At 47.6% G+C, this 17,110-nt stretch carries 16 protein-coding genes; 5 read left to right on the top strand and 11 right to left on the bottom strand.

Annotated elements, in window-relative coordinates; all coding sequences use genetic code 11:
• Positions 1–69 precede the first annotated feature (69 nt).
• Positions 70–990, bottom strand: a complete 921-nt coding sequence (cyoE, locus tag KNP04_RS08770) for a heme o synthase (RefSeq protein WP_214691742.1) — start codon at positions 988–990, stop codon at positions 70–72.
• 333 nt (positions 991–1,323) lie between these two features.
• Here cyoE and KNP04_RS08765 point away from each other — a divergent pair, with 333 nt between their 5' ends.
• A complete protein-coding gene (locus KNP04_RS08765) occupies positions 1,324–2,229 on the top strand; it encodes a COX15/CtaA family protein (RefSeq protein WP_214783952.1) in 906 nt (301 codons plus the stop codon).
• A gap of 32 nt (positions 2,230–2,261) precedes the next feature.
• On the opposite strand, the gene KNP04_RS08760 is transcribed toward KNP04_RS08765, so the two are convergent.
• From KNP04_RS08760 to KNP04_RS08745, 4 genes are all read right to left on the bottom strand, one after another.
• Positions 2,262–3,614 carry a cryptochrome/photolyase family protein gene (locus tag KNP04_RS08760; RefSeq protein ID WP_214819570.1) on the bottom strand — a complete coding sequence of 451 codons (1,353 nt, stop codon included), beginning with the start codon at positions 3,612–3,614 and terminating at the stop codon, positions 2,262–2,264.
• Positions 3,615–3,668: 54 nt separating this feature from the next.
• Positions 3,669–7,103 carry a pyruvate carboxylase gene (locus KNP04_RS08755; protein ID WP_214783958.1) on the bottom strand — a complete coding sequence of 1,145 codons (3,435 nt, stop codon included), beginning with the start codon at positions 7,101–7,103 and terminating at the stop codon, positions 3,669–3,671.
• Between the two features lie 35 nt (positions 7,104–7,138).
• Positions 7,139–8,374 (bottom strand): FtsW/RodA/SpoVE family cell cycle protein, encoded by a 1,236-nt coding sequence (locus KNP04_RS08750; RefSeq protein ID WP_214783962.1) that lies wholly within the window; start codon positions 8,372–8,374, stop codon positions 7,139–7,141.
• 86 nt (positions 8,375–8,460) lie between these two features.
• Complete coding sequence (locus KNP04_RS08745; protein ID WP_015881276.1) at positions 8,461–8,739, bottom strand: Fpa/YlaN family protein; 279 nt, start codon at positions 8,737–8,739, stop codon at positions 8,461–8,463.
• Positions 8,740–8,911: 172 nt separating this feature from the next.
• Between KNP04_RS08745 and KNP04_RS08740 the strand changes: the two genes are divergently transcribed.
• Positions 8,912–9,379: a hypothetical protein gene (locus tag KNP04_RS08740; RefSeq protein ID WP_214819567.1), complete on the top strand. Its 468-nt coding sequence runs from the start codon at positions 8,912–8,914 to the stop codon at positions 9,377–9,379.
• 88 nt (positions 9,380–9,467) lie between these two features.
• Complete coding sequence (locus KNP04_RS08735) at positions 9,468–10,676, top strand: multidrug efflux MFS transporter (RefSeq protein ID WP_353047919.1); 1,209 nt, start codon at positions 9,468–9,470, stop codon at positions 10,674–10,676.
• A gap of 38 nt (positions 10,677–10,714) precedes the next feature.
• Here KNP04_RS08735 and KNP04_RS08730 read toward each other — a convergent pair whose 3' ends face one another.
• Positions 10,715–12,031 carry a PhoH family protein gene (locus KNP04_RS08730; RefSeq protein ID WP_214750046.1) on the bottom strand — a complete coding sequence of 439 codons (1,317 nt, stop codon included), beginning with the start codon at positions 12,029–12,031 and terminating at the stop codon, positions 10,715–10,717.
• A gap of 33 nt (positions 12,032–12,064) precedes the next feature.
• Positions 12,065–12,514, bottom strand: a complete 450-nt coding sequence (locus KNP04_RS08725; protein ID WP_214695585.1) for a PNPOx family protein — start codon at positions 12,512–12,514, stop codon at positions 12,065–12,067.
• A 115-nt stretch (positions 12,515–12,629) separates the two neighbouring features.
• Between KNP04_RS08725 and KNP04_RS08720 the strand changes: the two genes are divergently transcribed.
• Positions 12,630–12,830: a YlaI family protein gene (locus KNP04_RS08720; RefSeq protein ID WP_214819563.1), complete on the top strand. Its 201-nt coding sequence runs from the start codon at positions 12,630–12,632 to the stop codon at positions 12,828–12,830.
• A 36-nt stretch (positions 12,831–12,866) separates the two neighbouring features.
• On the opposite strand, the gene KNP04_RS08715 is transcribed toward KNP04_RS08720, so the two are convergent.
• Together KNP04_RS08715 and typA are read right to left on the bottom strand one after the other, a co-directional pair.
• Entirely contained in the window at positions 12,867–13,211 is a 345-nt protein-coding gene (locus tag KNP04_RS08715; RefSeq protein WP_074034961.1) for a YlaH-like family protein, read from the bottom strand.
• Between the two features lie 87 nt (positions 13,212–13,298).
• Positions 13,299–15,143, bottom strand: a complete 1,845-nt coding sequence (typA, locus tag KNP04_RS08710; RefSeq protein ID WP_214819560.1) for a translational GTPase TypA — start codon at positions 15,141–15,143, stop codon at positions 13,299–13,301.
• 163 nt (positions 15,144–15,306) lie between these two features.
• Between typA and KNP04_RS08705 the strand changes: the two genes are divergently transcribed.
• Entirely contained in the window at positions 15,307–15,486 is a 180-nt protein-coding gene (locus KNP04_RS08705) for a DUF5325 family protein (RefSeq protein ID WP_214875352.1), read from the top strand.
• Between the two features lie 58 nt (positions 15,487–15,544).
• Here the strand turns inward: KNP04_RS08705 and KNP04_RS08700 are convergent, their stop codons facing one another.
• Positions 15,545–16,798 (bottom strand): inositol monophosphatase family protein, encoded by a 1,254-nt coding sequence (locus KNP04_RS08700; protein ID WP_214875351.1) that lies wholly within the window; start codon positions 16,796–16,798, stop codon positions 15,545–15,547.
• Positions 16,799–16,876: 78 nt separating this feature from the next.
• Positions 16,877–17,065 carry a hypothetical protein gene (locus tag KNP04_RS08695; protein ID WP_015881266.1) on the bottom strand — a complete coding sequence of 63 codons (189 nt, stop codon included), beginning with the start codon at positions 17,063–17,065 and terminating at the stop codon, positions 16,877–16,879.
• Between the last annotated feature and the right edge of the window lie 45 nt (positions 17,066–17,110).

Here is a 17,110-nt window from a genome sequence, read left to right as displayed (position 1 = left end):
GATTTCACAACAATCCCCACTTTCTCCCAAAATGATGTGTAATGGTTTTCTATATAGTGAGTGCAATCATCAGAGTGCTGTCAAAATCAGCGCGATAATCCACACGACTAAATAAATTAATGAATAGAAGAACATTTTGTTTGCCCACTTAATTTCATCCTCGGCATTGAATCCTTTCAATCCGAGATACAACCAGTAGCCCCCTAAACCGGCTGCGACTGTCAAGTAAACAAGACCATAGTGCATAAATAAGAGCGATGCCGGAATCAGCGTCGCAATCCACCAGATGATTTGCCGTTTTGTGATGGCAAATCCGTTCACGACCGGAAGCATCGGAATGCCTGCCGCTCGATACTCTTCTGTGCGTCGCATAGCGAGCGCTAGGAAGTGAGGTGGTTGCCATAAGAACATGACAAGAAACATGAGCCACGCATCGATATGAAGTGCCGGGTCGAGCGCTGCCCAACCGATGAGCGGTGGAACGGCTCCTGAAATACTACCGACGACCGTATTGAGCGTACTCGTACGCTTCAGCCACATCGTATAAATCACGACATAAAAAAATGCCCCGATTAAACCGAATACAGCGGCGACGTACGATACAAGGAGCAATAACAGAGTTCCTAACGCAAGTTGTGTCAATCCGAGGAGTAAAATCTTCTCCCCTGAAATCTTGCCGTTTACACTCGGTCGATTGTCCGTACGATCCATTAAGTAATCGATATCTCGGTCCACAAAGTTGTTTAGGTAACAACTCCCCGAAATCACGAGTGCGCTTCCTAACATCGTTAATAAGAGCTGTGGCCAAACTTCAAACAAATAAAGGACTGGCGTATCGCTCTGATACGTCGCTGCCACGAAGAAACCTGCAAACACCAACATCAAGTTGGCACGAACGATTCCCATTTTCGCTAAGGCGACGTAATCTCGGAATGACGTTGACTCTGTATATTCTACATCTACAGTCATTCCTGGGTTGACTTTTGTCATACTGACCCCCCCACATAATCACGAAATCCTCGCATTCTCTTCACAGAAAAAACACAATATGAACAAAATACACTTAACTCTCTACAAAGATACCATATTTTTTTATAAAATACGCCCTTTATGCTTGTAAAATAGCGAGTTTTTTGTGTCAATAGTGTGATATTTGTCACACCTTATGTGCCTTACTAATATTAGAATAACGTTTTTGATAACGATTGCAAGCTTTTCCATTTCGTTTTTTGAACGGAAAGCCGTATAATAAGTATGGCGAAAAAAATATAAATAAACAAGGTACATTTTTAACGGATTTTGATTAGAAGCAGGTGGTATTGCATGCATAAAAAACTCGCGTTTTTCTCAGGGTTTGTCACCCTCGGAATGATGCTTGTCCTCATCATGGGTGGAACCGTGACGAAGACAGACTCAGGGGATGGTTGTGGAACAGACTGGCCACTCTGTCACGGTAAGTTGATTCCGACCAATCCAAGTGTTGAGACGATGATCGAGTACAGTCACCGCGTCGTCTCGGGAATCGAAGGTCTCTTGATCATCGCACTCGCCATTTGGACGTTCATCGCGGTCAAACATCGTGTCGATGTAAAAATCTTTGCGTTTCTTGCATTTATCTTTATGCTCATCCAATCAATCATTGGAGCAGGGGCGGTTATTTGGCAACAATCAGATGCCATCTTGGCCCTTCACTTCGGGATTTCTCTCGTCTCGTTTGCATCGCTACTCATTTTGACGATTCTATTATTCGAAGGTGACCGAGAGCATAAAGTCGTATCGAGACGGTTAAGATCTCATCTTTACGGTCTTTCGATTTACACGATGATCGTCGTTTACACAGGAGCCTATGTCCGTCACCTCGGTGCTACATACGCTTGTGTCGGTTGGCCGATTTGTGAACAAGAAGTGTGGACGTTTGAGTCTTATGTTCAAATGGGTCACCGTGTGATGGCTGGACTACTCGTCTTGTACACGTTGTATGTCCTCTATCTTGCTCGAAAAGAGATGAATCGATTAATCGAACGCGGCATGATGGCGTCCCTTTTCTTCATTCTTCTTCAAGTCGGGACTGGCGCATGGATCGTACTCGGCGGGCATGCCACATATGTGCCGCTCCTCCATGCCTTCTTGATCACTTGTTACTTCGGCATCCTGTCCTATCTCGCTTACCACGCGTACCGTTCGACGGACCGACAAAGTGATTCACAATTGAAAGACATGAACGGATAAGTAAGTAAAAAAGCGCCGCGGCGCTTTTTTACTTACAATTCTTTAAATCGTTCGAGGGCACGCTCTCTCGCTTCTTTATGGTCGACGAGCGGCATCGCATAATTGTCTCGCTCTGACGGGTCCGGAAAATGAATCGATTTGTCTGTCACATGTTTCAGCTCCGGCACATACTTCCGGATGAACGTCCCATCTGGGTCGAACCGTTCAGATTGCGTCGTCGGATTAAAAATACGGAAATACGGAACAGCGTCCGTCCCGACCGAGGCGGCCCATTGCCACCCCCCGATATTCGAAGAGGCCTCGTAATCAATCAACTTCCTCTCGAAATACCGTTCCCCTTTCCGCCAATCGAGAAGAAGGTGTTTCGTCAAGAAAGATGCGACAATCATGCGTAGACGGTTGTGCATCCATCCGGTCTCATTCAATTGACGCATCGCTGCATCGACAATCGGATAACCCGTCTCCCCGTTACACCACTTTTCGAACTGCTCCTCATTGTCTTCCCATTCGAGCGATTTGTATTTGTCATTGAACGGTTGATCTTTCAATCCTTTGAACTTCGCCATCACCATATAATAAAATTCGCGCCACAACAGTTCGTCGTAATACGTGTCGCGTCCTTTAGATTTTCTGGCGGCCAGCACCTGCTCGGTAATCGTACGAATCGATAATACACCGGTCCGTAAGTATGGGGATAACCGGCTCGTCCCGGCAATACTCGGGATGTCACGTTTTTCTTCATAATCGACCATCCGATCATTGACGAAGCGCGTCAACCGCTTCTTCGCCTCGGTCTCCCCTAGCCCTTTCCACTCTCGCTCACAGCGTTTGAACAAGTCTTTCAGTTCACTCGGCTGCTCGTTTTTCGAGCTGATGAAATCCGTTAAACGATCGATATCGACATCGTACGGTTTCGGCGGTTGCTCGGCATAAGCCGCTTTTTTGAACGGGGTGAACACTTTATACGGGTCTCCACTCTTCGTACTGAACGCATCGGGATGAAACAGATGCCGATCAAGGAGTCGGACGACTTTGACTTCTTCACCAAGTGCCTCGATGACACTGTCGTCTCGCTGTTTAAACGGTTCTACATACTCCGCATTGAAGTATAGCGCATCTATCTCCCCGAGCTGTTCCACGAAATCCTTCTCCGTTTCCGCAACGAGCACTCGAAGCCCCAAACCTTTTGTCTCCAAGTCATCCATAAACGTTCGCATCGTCGAGAAGAAATAATCGTGACGGACTTCAAACGGATCACAATATTTCGGGTTTAGCCAAAAGACGAAAGCGAGGTCATCCCCCTCTTCCATATCGTTCAGCGCACGGTGAAGCATATGATTATCGGTCAATCTAAAATCAGATCTAAACCAACATACTCGTTTCATCATTTCCACTCCCATCTACAAAAAAAGAAGCATAGCGAACTATGCTTCTTTTGATTATACAAATTCAATCAACAAGTCGTCACTTTGTATTGTGTCGCCTTCTTTAATATGGATGGCTTTGATCTCGCCATCTTGTGCTGCCTGAATCGTCGTTTCCATCTTCATCGCTTCCGTGACGAGCAGTTGCTCTCCACGATGAACACGGCTTCCTGGCTCGACTAACACTTTCAAAACAGAGCCCGGCATTGAGGCACCGACTTGTTTCGGGTTCGAACGATCCACTTTCGGACGACTCGTTGTCGCTGATTTGACGTTCACGTCTTTAATCTCGATCTCACGTGGTACGCCGTTCATCTCATAAGAGACGAGACGAATGCCATCTTCGTTTGCCGCACTCACTTGTACGAGCTTGATGATCAACGTCTTCCCTGTCTCGATCTCAACTTGAATCGTCTCACCAACGTTTAATCCGTAGAAGAATGTCAACGTGTCGAGGACGGATACGTCACCGTACGTCGTCGTATGTTTGACATAGTCTTCGTATACTTTCGGATAGAGCGCGTGGGCAAGAAGCTCAAAGTCTGTGACCGGTCGCTCAAACTTCTCGAACAACTCTTGGCGTGCTGATTCAAAGTCATATGGCTTGATCAGTTTACCTGGACGAACGTTCAGTGGCTCCTCCCCTTTTAAGATGACTTGTTGGACATCTTTCGGGAAACCGCCAGGAGGTGTACCTAACTCGCCGCGCATCATCTCGACGACCGAGTCCGGGAAGTCGAGTTGATGGCCACGCGTCATCACATCCTCTTCTGTCAAGTTGTGCTGCACCATGAAGAGCGCCATGTCACCGACGACTTTTGAAGAAGGGGTAACCTTGACGATATCTCCGAACAACATGTTGACACGGGCATACATCGCTTTCACTTCTCCCCAACGGTCTCCAAGCCCGACTGCTTTCGCTTGTTGCTGAAGGTTCGAATATTGACCACCTGGCATCTCGTGTTCGTATACAGACGGATGCGGTGCGCGCATATCACTTTCGAACGGTTCGTAGTTGTGGCGCACGTCTTGCCAGTAATCACTGATCACTTCATATTGTTTCGGATCAATCTTCGGCTGACGTTCGTGGTGGTTGAGCGCGTAGACTAAACTTCCACCTGAAGGTTGCGATGTCATCCCTGACATCGAGCTTGCGGCAACGTCGACGATGTCGACACCAGCATCCGTCGCACGTGCGTAAGTGAAGATCCCGTTCCCTGAAGCATCGTGTGTATGCAAGTGAATCGGCAAATCGACCGCATCTTTCAATGCTGACACGAGCGCATAGGCTGATTCCGGCTTCAATAAGCCGGCCATATCTTTAATGGCTAGAATATGCGCACCACTCGCCTCAAGTTTCTTCGCAAGGTCAATGTAGTACGGAAGATGATATTTCGGACGGTTTCCGTCATACAAGTCACCTGTATAACAAATCGCCGCCTCCGCTACTTTTCCTGTCGGTAACGTCGCATCAATTGCTAATTGAATCGACTCTAGGTTGTTAAGACTGTCGAAGATTCGGAATACGTCGACTCCTGCATACGCCGCTTCATGCACGAACTTCTCAATGACGTTGTCCGCATAGTTTTTATACCCGACCGCGTTCGCGCCGCGAAGCAACATTTGAATCAAGACGTTCGGCATCTTCTCACGAAGCTTCATGAGACGTACCCATGGGTCTTCTGACAAGAAGCGGTATGCGACATCGAACGTCGCTCCACCCCATGCTTCGACTGAGAACAATTCTGGCATCAGTTTGCTTGTCGGCTCTGCGATATTGAGAATGTCTTGCGTCCGCATGCGCGTCGCAAGCAATGACTGGTGCGCGTCACGCATCGTCGTATCCGTCAATAACAGTTCCGGTTGACGTTTGATCCAGTCAGCCAGGCCGTCTGGACCGAGTTCCGTCAAGATTTGTTTCGTTCCCGGTTTTGCTTCTGTCGGTAGGTCTTGCGGGATACGTACCGAGCGGCTGATCGGTTTGTCTTTCAGACCGACTCCTGGGAATCCGTTCACTGTCACATCGCCGATATAGTTCAACAACTTCGTACCACGGTCTTTTCGTTTCGGGAAGACGAAAAGTTCTGGCGTCTCATCGATGAATGACGTGTTGTAGTCCCCATTGATGAAGTTCGGATGCTTCATGACGTTAATCAAGAATGGGATGTTCGTCTTGATTCCACGAATTCGGAACTCGTTCAAGTTTCGCACCATTTTCGAAGCGGCTTGTTCGAATGTCATACCATGCGTCGACAGTTTCACGAGAAGTGAATCGTAGTACGGTGAAATTTCTGCACCGACGTACGCGTTTCCGCCGTCAAGACGGACACCAAAACCACCTGGAGAACGGTATGCCATGATTTTCCCAGTATCCGGCATGAAGTTGTTCCCTGGGTCTTCTGACGTAACACGTGATTGAATCGCATAACCGAGAAGTTTAATGTCCTCTTGCTTCGGCATTTGAATCATATCACCGTGAAGCGATTCTCCTTGTGCAATCATCAATTGCGTTTGAACGATGTCAAACCCTGTGACCATCTCTGTGATTGTATGCTCAACTTGGACGCGTGGGTTTACTTCGATGAAGTAGAATGATTCGTCTTCCGTCACTAAAAATTCAACCGTACCGGCGTTGACGTATCCGACGTGACGCATAAGTTGAACCGCCGCATCACAAATCGCTTGACGTGATTCTTCGGATAATGTCACACACGGTGCCACTTCGACGACCTTTTGATGTCGGCGCTGCACTGAACAGTCACGCTCGAACAAGTGAACGATGTGACCGTGCTCATCTCCGAGAATTTGAACCTCGATGTGCTTTGGACGTTCGACTAATTTCTCTATGTACACTTCATCAGAACCAAACGCTTGTTTCGCTTCCGATTTCGCGCGCTCGATGAGATCTTTCATTTCCGCTTCTGTACGGATGACACGCATCCCGCGTCCTCCGCCACCCATTGATGCTTTGACCATGAGTGGGAAGCCGTGTTCGTTCGCAAACGCTTCTGCATCTTCATACGAAGTGAGCGGACCGTTCGAGCCTGGGATAACAGGAAGACCTGCAGCAATCGCACTCTGACGTGCCCGCACTTTGTCCCCGAACGCATGCAAGTGCGACTCGTGTGGACCCACAAAGATGATGCCCTCTTCACGGCAACGTCGTGCGAGGTCAATGTTTTCTGAAAGGAAACCATATCCCGGGTGAATCGCGTCACTACCTGATTCCTTGGCGATACGAATGACACCTTCGATATCGAGGTACGCATCAATCGGCTTCTTATCGAGTCCTACCAAGTAGGCTTCATCGGCTTTAAAGCGATGTAATGAACCGCTATCTTCTTGCGAATAGACGGCTACAGTCCGAATGCCTAACTCAGTTGCCGCTCGAAATACGCGAATGGCAATCTCCCCACGGTTTGCAACAAGTAACTTTTTAATTGGTTTCAAATGAAATCCCCCCGTTAAATTAATTTAAATGTTTCTTACCTGACCACATGAAGCGATGAACGTTGAACGTTCTCTTCGGACTTCACCCGAATTTCTTCTCGTCGTGTCGCTTCTCGATGACGGTTACGCATCGAGATACTACTAAGTACCCCGAGAACACCCATCATCATAATCAGCGATGTTCCCCCATAACTGACCAGCGGCAAGGTCACCCCTGTCCCTGGGAACCAACCAGACATCGCACCGATATTGATGGCTGTTTGAATGATGATTTGTGATGCAATGCCAAACGAGACGAACATCGCAAAATGACTATCTGCATGATTGGCAATATGAATCGCGCGAAACGCGATGAAGAAGAGTAGTACCAAAACCGTCAGCACACCGAAGAACCCTAACTCTTCAGCAATGATTGACATAATATAGTCGGTTTCAGGTTCTGGTAAATACCCATACTTTTGAAAACTGTTCCCGAGTCCGACACCGGTCAATCCACCATGTACGATCGAGATGATCGACATGAGCAACTGATGACCGTATCCTTCCGGGTCCATGAACGGGTTGAACACGACCTCAATCCGGCTCCGTTGATTCTCTGAGAAGATTGTCGTGAACAATAAGAACACAGCACCGACACCGGCTAAAATCCCTGGAATCATGATTCGAAGTGGCGCCCCGACTCCGAACCACATGAGAAGCATGATTGATCCGAGGACGAATAATCCTCCCATGTCTGGTTGCCCATTGATGGCGATGGCGTAGAATGAGAAGTAAAAGAGAACAGGTACTAAGAAGAAGGCACCAATTTGAGCGCGCCACCCTTTTTTCACGATGGCAGCCCGAGCGAGACGTCCCGGTAGTCCTTTTAACTCATTATTCCATAGCTCGTGGTAATAGTTCGCAAGCAGTATGATGAGAACGAATTTGGCAATCTCGACCGGTTGAATAGTAAATCCGCCGATGATGAGCCAAGCCCGTGCCCCGTTCAATGGTGGCATCGCCCATGTAACAAATAGCAAGATGACAGAGACCGCATAGAGACTGAGACGAATGCCTTTCTTCCGAAACATCTCATAGCGGAACAGCGTCGCAATCAAGTAGACAAAGATCCCGATTCCTACGTAGACGAGCTGGCGATAGAACAAGCTGCTATTCGCATAGTCCCCACGATTCCAAACGCTCGCACTGTAAATCATGATCGAACTGATCCCGACGAGTAAGAGCACTGACAAAAACAACGCAAAATCAAAATACCGAAACCGTGTTTTCATGTATTCACTTCCTTATGTAAAACAATCCGACAACCTTTATAAAAAAATACTCAAACAGCGCCACTTGCACAGTTTGAGTATAAGGTTCATAATTCTGAAGCTTCTGCCAAGGCAGACAACTTTTGTTCCAATGAATCGAGCAGTCCTTTACCTTCAATGTCTGAAATGAGTCCAAGACGAACCGCAAAATCAATTTGGCGCGATAGTCCAAACATATGTGTATCAAGCACCTCTTCATAAAGCGGGCACTTCGGCATTTTTAGGTTTTCTAACTGCACTTCAATCAGACAACGGATTTTTTCAGCATCCGCCTCGAGTAACTGAAGCGCTTGCTCCCGTTGGATTGCAGCCAAATTTGTCGCCACTACGACCCCTCCTCCGTACGATGACAGACTGTTTGTCATAACTCAACTGTACATTATCTTTCATCATAATTCAATGTACAGTATGGATGATTGCGACATTCTTCCTCTTTTCCATTTTACGAGAAAGAGCGCTATAATGAAACGTGTAATGTGTATAAAGGGGGATGTAAGCATGATTTTTCCACTAGACGGAGCGGTTCGTCACAGTTTGACGATCGATCCGACCGTATGGATTTTTGACGACCGAAAACGAAAGATTGAAGAATTGGACTCGGTGACCGAGAATGACCGTGAGGCTTACTATGCGAAAATGGGGAAAGCATGGGACGATGGTCTATCACAAGGAACAAGAATCGACCACAATAAGCCGATGTCTCGTCAAGATAAAGACGCAGCTTTGCGCGATTCGTTCGCGATGCCGCTCGCACCATTTTTGAACAATGCCGAACCAATTGATATGGCCACACACGTCCGTTTTTACGGAGAAACGGTGTTGACGCTGTCGCTTAGCGAAGCATCACGCGTGTACTTACAATTTTCAAAAGACGGGAAAGTACTCGCTGACGGACCGGTCTATGTATTATATGAAGATCAGGTCATTCGCCAAGTGAATCACATAACCGTACTGAGCAATCAATGAGAAGGAACTTTCCTTCTCATTTTTTGGACTTTTTACTTCACAAAGTGTAATATGTAGTGTATTGACTACAAATTGAATATGAAAGGTCGTGACGCTTACGATGCCTCTTTGGAAACGAAATTTAATAGTTGTTTGGATCGGTAGCTTCTTGACCGCCGCTTCAATGAGTCTCGTCCTCCCCTTCCTGCCGTTGTTTATTGAACAACTCGGTGTAAAGGACCCTGACCATGTCGTCACTTGGTCGGCGATCGCGTTCGGCGCGACGTTCCTCGTGGCCGCCATCGTTTCCCCGATGTGGGGACGTCTGGCTGACCAAAAAGGGAGAAAGTTGATGCTTATCCGAGCAAGCCTCGGAATGGCCATCGTGATGTTTCTCATTAGTTTTGTGCAAGACGTGTATCAACTGGTCGGGTTGCGTTTACTCATGGGTGCCGTTTCTGGATTTATCTCAGCCGGTATCACCTTAGTCGCTTCCCAAACCCCAAAAGAGAAAAGTGGCTGGGCGCTCGGTACCTTGTCGACCGGTGGAATCACTGGTGGTCTACTCGGCCCGCTCATCGGCGGACTACTTGCAGACTGGATTGGGCTTCGATCCGTTTTTCTCTTTACCGGAAGTGCACTCTTCCTCACATTCCTCATCACGCTCTGGTTCGTAAAAGAAGACTTTGTCCCAGTGAAACGTGATGAACTCGCTTCAGTGAAGTCCATTTTCGCCTCACTGCGGCATCCGCAATTGATTGTCGGGTTGTTTGTGACAACGTTCCTCATCCAGTTCTCAACACAATCAATCGGACCACTCTTGACGTTATATGTACGTGAATTAAATCCGCATACGACCGCACTTGCCTTCATGGCAGGGATTGTCGCATCTTCCCCTGGGCTCGCCGCTCTCTTTTCGGCGCAACGTCTCGGACGATTATCGGACCGATACGGGGCAGAACGGATCTTATTTTGGGCACTGCTACTCTACAGTTTATTCTTAATCCCGCAAGCATTCGTCACATCGACGACCCAACTCATTCTGTTACGCTTCGGGATTGGATTTGCGACCGCTGCATTGATGCCATCCGTTCAGTCGTTGCTGCGGCAGCATACACCAACCGCTGCAACCGGAAGAATCTTTTCCTATAATCAGTCCGCTCAGTTCATGGGAAATCTACTCGGACCGCTATTTGGATCCCAAATCGTAGCACACTTCGGATTTTCCGCACTGTTCATCGTCACAGGATTGATCATGATTTCAAACGCCTTTTTAGAACGGACGAACGTCCAATCGCTACAACTCGATACAAAATAACGCCGAGCGCTTAGCTCGGCGTTATTTGTGTATCTCGCTTATAACAAGTCGGCCGCCAATCTTGCGAGAGACGAACGCTCCCCTTTTACCAATTGGACGTGACCGAAGACATTTTGTCCTTTGAATCGTTCAACGGCGTATGTCAATCCGTTCGAATATTCATCTAAATACGGATGGTCGATTTGGTACGGGTCACCGACGAGAACAATTTTCGAGTTCTCCCCGACTCGGGTGAGAATCGTCTTGATTTCATGTTTCGTTAAGTTTTGAGCTTCGTCGATGATGATGAACTGGTCGGGCATGCTTCTTCCTCGAATATAAGTGAGCGCTTCGAGTTGAATCGATTTCATGCCGGCCAGAATATTCCCTAGCTCATCTTTTGAATTGGCACTGAAGAGAAATTCTAGATTATCATAGATCGGTTGCATCCATGGACGTAACTTTTCTTCCATCTCTCCTGGCAAGTAGCCGATATCGTTCCCCATCGGGACGACCGGTCGGGCGACGACGAGCTTATTGTATCGTTGCTCGTCCTCAACGAGTGAGAGTCCTGCCGCTAGGGCAAGGAGCGTCTTTCCGGTTCCCGCTTTCCCGAGTAACGTGACGAACGGAATGTCATCTCGCAACAATAAGTCGAGCGCCATGCGTTGCTGGACGTTTCGTGGATGAATTCCCCAGATGTGGTCAGCGTCGAGCGCTAGCGGACGAACAATCGGTTGGAGCGTGTCGACCACCGCGAGCGCACTCGCTTTCGACACGTTACTTTTTAACACGACGAACGAATTCGGATATAACGTTTGTTTCGTCAATGCGGATGTCGGAAGTTGGCGTACTTTATAAAATTCATCGATGAGTGCCTGATCGACCTCGATTTCACGATAGCCGGCATACAAATTCGTCGTATCGACGATATGGTCGGTCAGATAGTCTTCGGCATCAATTCCGATCGCGTCCGCCTTCACACGGACCAATATATCTTTTGAGACGACGACGACTTTATGGTTCGTGTCATGCTCGTATTGTTTCATTAATTTTAAGGCAACGAGTAGGATGCGGTTATCGTTCGTCATCACGTCGAATGGAATATCGACTTCGTGTTCGTGTCCAATCTCGACAAAGAGACGTCCACCGTTTTCAAGTGGGACGCCGTCATGAAGTTTCCCCGAAGTTCGGAGCTGGTCTAGAACACGCGACGTTTCACGGGCGTTCCGCCCGACCTCATCCATGTTTCGTTTTTTACCATCAAGTTCTTCTAAGACAATGGCCGGGATGACCACGTCATGTTCTTCAAATTGAAATAAGGATAGCGGATCATGTAGGAGTACGTTCGTATCGAGTACATACGTTTTTTTCATAGACTTTGCCGCCCCTCGACTATAGGATGGTAATCAAGAATGAAGACTTTCTTTCACTTCACGGTCTAATTTTTCCGCCGCTCGGATATCATACGTTTTCGTAATTTCGGGCTGAGCGTATGCTGCACCATAAAATGAGATATTTCTCACTTCTTCGACATGTCCTTCAAAAAAACGAAGATGAAGGCTCGGTTTTACCGCTGGTTCAAATTCTCGAATGGATGAAAGTAAAACATGATAGGACTGACCATCTTCGATAAAGATGAGACCTGCTGTCTTTTCGGTTGATAAAATCGTCACGATATGCGAATTCTTGGTTAAAGCGAACCGCATCGTGTCCTTGTCGAGTGCTTGCACCCAACTGATGGCGTGGCTGATTGGCCAACGCTTTGCCTCATCAAAACCGACGAGAAATGTTAACGGCATGTCATTCAACAATCGCTGTTGAGCGGCTGTCAATTCAAACGTTGCCTTACTCGCCATTCAACTCCCCTCCTTTTAACCGGGTATGGTTGTACCATTCTCCCTTATCGATTCAATTCCCTGCTTTCAACGAATGAAATCATGCTATACTCATCCTATAGAGGAAGGTGAGAAGATGCGTGTAAAATGTTCTCTTTGCGATAAAATCGAAACAATCGACTCATGGTCGTTTGAAGCAAAACGATTGCGCAACAAGCCGGCTAAAACGTATATGTGTCAAGACTGTCAGGAGCGAATCAGCGAACGTACGGCTGAACGCGCCGCATCTGGACAATTCAAGTTATATCCTACATTTCGACAAAAGCGAAATTGGTAATGAAAACGGGCGCCTCCGAAGAGACGCCCGTATTTTTTATGACTCGACTGCATCCTGACGACGGTTCCACCAAAGACGACCGCGATAGATGGCCAACACGATGGCCATGACAGCAAGTACTTCTGGAATCGGCCACGTGAAAAAGACGAGCGCCATCGTCCCTGCGCCAAGTGCAAGTAGAATATAGACGATCAGTGATTTCCACCATGCCAATTGTTTTGCAAAACCAAGCTTAAAGACGAGAATCGTCAGTAAGATGACCGTGACAACGAGTGCGTTGAATCCGACCGAAAAATCGTTCGGGTCGCTCCCGACACCTAGCATCGAGGCAATCCACGGAACATCAATTTGTGTGATATCGATTGTTTGAGAAGCTTTCAAGACAAAGAGTCCCCCTTTATTTCATACACATCCATTCTACACTATTCCATGCAAAAGGGAACGCCGAAGCGTTCCCTTTTCTACTACTTATTCTTTACCAAGTTTACGACGCTTGTCAGCTTTCTCGCGTTCGTTCTTGTTCAAGATTTTCTTACGAAGACGGATTGACTCTGGCGTGATTTCACAGTACTCGTCATCGTTCAAGAACGTGAGCGACTCTTCAAGTGAGAAGACGCGCGGACGTTTCAAGACTTGTGTCGAGTCTTTTGCTGAAGCACGCATGTTTGTCAATTGCTTCCCTTTAACGGCGTTAATCGCAAGGTCGACGTCACGGTTACATTCACCGATGATCATTCCTTCGTATACATCCGTACCTGGCTCGATGAAGATCGTTCCACGGTCTTCGAGTGCACCGATTGAGTAAGCCGTTGACTTCCCGTTTTCGATACAAACCATAACACCACTGCGACGACCACCGATATCAGCTGCGATATACGGACGGTACTCTTCGAACGTGTGGTTCAAGATTCCGTATCCACGTGTCGCCGACAAGAATTCGTTACGGTAACCGATGAGTCCGCGTGATGGAACGATGAATTCCATACGTGTCTGACCGTTATCGTTCGTGTTCATGTTGGCAAGTTCACCTTTACGGAGACCGATCGACTCCATGACTGAACCTGTGTACTCTTCTGGTACGTCGATGATCACGCGCTCAAACGGCTCAACTTTCGTACCGTTTTCGTCTTCACGGATGATAACTTGTGGCTTCGATACTTGAAGCTCGTAGCCTTCACGACGCATGTTCTCGATCAAGATACCGAGGTGAAGCTCACCGCGTCCTGATACGATCCATTGGTCAGGAGAATCCGTGTTTTCCACACGAAGTGACACGTCTGTCTCAAGTTGTTTCATCAAACGCTCTTCGATCTTACGTGCAGTGACGAAGTCCCCTTCACGTCCTGCGAACGGCGAGTTGTTCGTCATGAAGCGCATTTGAAGTGTTGGCTCATCGATACGAAGGAGCGGAAGTGGCTCTTCTTTACCGACTGGCGTAACTGTCTCACCAACGTTGATGTCTTCCATCCCGGCGATAGCGATCAAGTCACCTGCTTTAGCTTCTTCGATTTCAACGCGCTTGAGGCCGAAGTAACCGAACAATTTCGTGACACGGAGTTGCTTCACTGTACCGTCTGTCTTACAGAGCGATACTTGCTCACCGACTTTGATTTTCCCACGGAAGACGCGACCTACACCGATACGACCGAGGTAGTTATCGTAGTCGAGCATCGTCACTTGGAATTGAAGTGGCTCATCTGAGTTATCCACTGGAGCTGGTGTGTTTTCAAGAATTGTATCGAGCACGTGTGTGATCGTGTCTTCTTGGTTTGCTGGATCAGGATCGAACGAACTTGAACCGCTGACAGCCGATGTATAGACGACAGGGAATTCAAGTTGATCTTCATCTGCGCCAAGATCGATCAAGAGATCGACGACTTCATCGACAACGTCGAGTGGGCGAACCATCGGCTTATCGATTTTGTTAACAACGACGATCGGACGAAGTCCTTGGTCGAGTGCTTTTTTCAATACGAAGCGAGTCTGTGGCATACAGCCTTCACGCGCATCGACGACGAGAATAACGCCATCAACCATACGCATGATTCGCTCAACTTCCCCACCAAAGTCTGCGTGACCTGGCGTATCTACGATGTTGATGCGTGTGTCTTTGTAATCGATTGCCGTGTTTTTCGCGAGAATTGTGATTCCGCGCTCACGTTCGATATCGTTCGAGTCCATCGCGCGTTCTGCGACTGCCTCGTTCGTCCGGAAAGTACCAGACTGTTTCAATAATTCATCGACTAACGTTGTTTTACCGTGGTCAACGTGAGCGATGATGGCTACGTTACGAAGGTTTGTTCTTACGTTCATGTAGTTATTCCTCTCTTATTTAAAAAGTTTCAGCTTTTCTTCAACTTTAAGAGTATAGCACACGTCACAGTACCTTTGTCGAGTGGAATCGACTGTGAACGTTTTCATTGGACGTTTTTTATCATACAATGGGGGGGAGAAGAGAAAATAAGGAGGAGTCTCCATGCAGCTTATGTTTCTATTGATTGCCATGACCGTCGTCGCCGGATTTGTCGGCATCGGCATTGGGGTGGCCGAAGGAAGCGCCGCCATCATTTTAGGCAGTCTCGTACTTAGTGGTGTCGCGACATTCTTTGGTATTCAATTACGCCGTCGCATTCTTTCTGATCGTCAATCTTCATAAACACAAGAGGGTTGCCCGACTTTTGTCAGAGCAACCCTCTTTCCTTTTATTTGATGATTCAAATCGGACGTGTCAAACAGATGCGGTCACGTAAGACCAAACCATCCTCCTCAATCGCATCGTACCCATGATTCATGAAGTAATCACGTTCCACAGAATCAAATCGGAATCCGGCTTGTTGATAAAAGCGCAATTGCATGATGCTTGAATTCCCGGTACAAACGAGGAGTTCTTGACCGCCGAGTGCCGTCGCCCGTTTTACTGCGTCTTGTAGCATCCGCTGACCAATCGTTTGATTTTGCCTCTCCGGTTTCACCGCGATATTGACAAGCTCGATTCGTCCTGCCCCATGCGATACAAGCATATAGGCACCGACGATTTCTCCTCCGAGTAACGCTTTAAACGTTCGTCCTGTTTGAAACTGTTCTCGCACCATCGCTTCATTCGGATTCGCTAAAACAAGCAAATCACGAATTTCTTCATATGATTCATGTTTCACGATTTGAAGATCCGGCTTCGCTTCCGGGGTCACCCCTTTTGCGATGACATAGTGTTTGATGACGTCATTGACGAATGTCTCGCTTCCTGCCAATACAGATGTTCTCCCATCGTATCGAATCGGTTCCCCATATAAGGAAACGACCCGTCCACCCACTTCTTCTACGAGCAATTTCCCTGCAGCATAATCCCACGGCATGTTGCGCATCGTAATGTATCCGTCCACTCGTCCTGCGGCGAGCCAAGCAAGCTCAAGCGATGCAGCGCCGTGTGCCCGTGTCCCAATCGAGTCCCGAACAATCGGGGCAAGGATTTCCGGGGCAATTTGATGGTTCGGGGTGACCCACGTCGCATTCATACTCAAAAATGCATCTCGTACATGATGTTCATGTAGATTCGTCAACGTCCGTCCGTTTAATGTCGCACCATACCCTCTTCTTGCCATGAACATCTCATCTGCCATCACATCATAGACAAATCCGTACTCTACGACCCCATCGACCATCACGGCCACCGAGATGGCGAACATACGCTTCTGATGAATAAAATTTAACGTCCCATCAATTGGATCGACGAACCATACCGTTCCTGATAACGTGTCTGGCGTATCCGTCGTCCCTTCTTCCCCCATGATTTGATGGTCCGGGAATTGGTTTTGAATACGGTGGACAATCAACTGTTCCACCGCTCGGTCAATCTCAGTGACCAAGTCTCCTTTTCCGGTCTTCCGTTCCACTTCATAATGTTGATCAATCTCGCGACGAATCAGTTCTCCCGCCTGTTTGATTAAATCGACTGCAAACCATTCTATCATCTGTGATCACCTCAACTGTATTGTACCAAACAAAAACCAGTATCCGCTCGGAATACTGGTTGAATGTGTGTGTAATGGTCAGGCTTCGAGACGCAATAATTCTTGGCGGTACTTCTCCAACCGATGCTTGCTAGCCTGAACTGTAGCATCATCCTGTGACGCCATCGCATCGAAAAGGGTTGCCAATTCATAATCAATCTCCAAGCGCAGCACCGGAATCCGTTTTTCTGCGTCTTTTCTTTTGAATGCCTCAATCACTTGTTTCATAAGATGCCACACTCCTTTTGTTGGGCTACAAGTTACGGTTTAGTG

It is taken from the genome of Exiguobacterium sp. CH10, assembly GCF_018617635.1.
Taxonomy (GTDB): domain Bacteria; phylum Bacillota; class Bacilli; order Exiguobacteriales; family Exiguobacteriaceae; genus Exiguobacterium; species Exiguobacterium aestuarii_A.
This window is presented reverse-complemented; position numbering and strand designations above follow the sequence as displayed.

Excerpts from the sequence above, each read along its gene's own strand:
- KNP04_RS08700 (WP_214875351.1), bottom strand. The coding sequence starts at position 16,798 with ATGATAGAATGGTTTGCAGTCGATTTAATCAAACAGGCGGGAGAACTG.
- typA (WP_214819560.1), bottom strand. The coding sequence starts at position 15,143 with ATGAACGTAAGAACAAACCTTCGTAACGTAGCCATCATCGCTCACGTT.
- KNP04_RS08750 (WP_214783962.1), bottom strand. The coding sequence starts at position 8,374 with ATGAAAACACGGTTTCGGTATTTTGATTTTGCGTTGTTTTTGTCAGTG.
- KNP04_RS08725 (WP_214695585.1), bottom strand. The coding sequence starts at position 12,514 with ATGGCGAGTAAGGCAACGTTTGAATTGACAGCCGCTCAACAGCGATTG.
- KNP04_RS08760 (WP_214819570.1), bottom strand. The coding sequence starts at position 3,614 with ATGAAACGAGTATGTTGGTTTAGATCTGATTTTAGATTGACCGATAAT.
- cyoE (WP_214691742.1), bottom strand. The coding sequence starts at position 990 with ATGACAAAAGTCAACCCAGGAATGACTGTAGATGTAGAATATACAGAG.
- KNP04_RS08720 (WP_214819563.1), top strand. The coding sequence starts at position 12,630 with ATGCGTGTAAAATGTTCTCTTTGCGATAAAATCGAAACAATCGACTCA.
- KNP04_RS08730 (WP_214750046.1), bottom strand. The coding sequence starts at position 12,031 with ATGAAAAAAACGTATGTACTCGATACGAACGTACTCCTACATGATCCG.
- KNP04_RS08740 (WP_214819567.1), top strand. The coding sequence starts at position 8,912 with ATGATTTTTCCACTAGACGGAGCGGTTCGTCACAGTTTGACGATCGAT.
- KNP04_RS08695 (WP_015881266.1), bottom strand. The coding sequence starts at position 17,065 with ATGAAACAAGTGATTGAGGCATTCAAAAGAAAAGACGCAGAAAAACGG.
- KNP04_RS08765 (WP_214783952.1), top strand. The coding sequence starts at position 1,324 with ATGCATAAAAAACTCGCGTTTTTCTCAGGGTTTGTCACCCTCGGAATG.
- KNP04_RS08705 (WP_214875352.1), top strand. The coding sequence starts at position 15,307 with ATGCAGCTTATGTTTCTATTGATTGCCATGACCGTCGTCGCCGGATTT.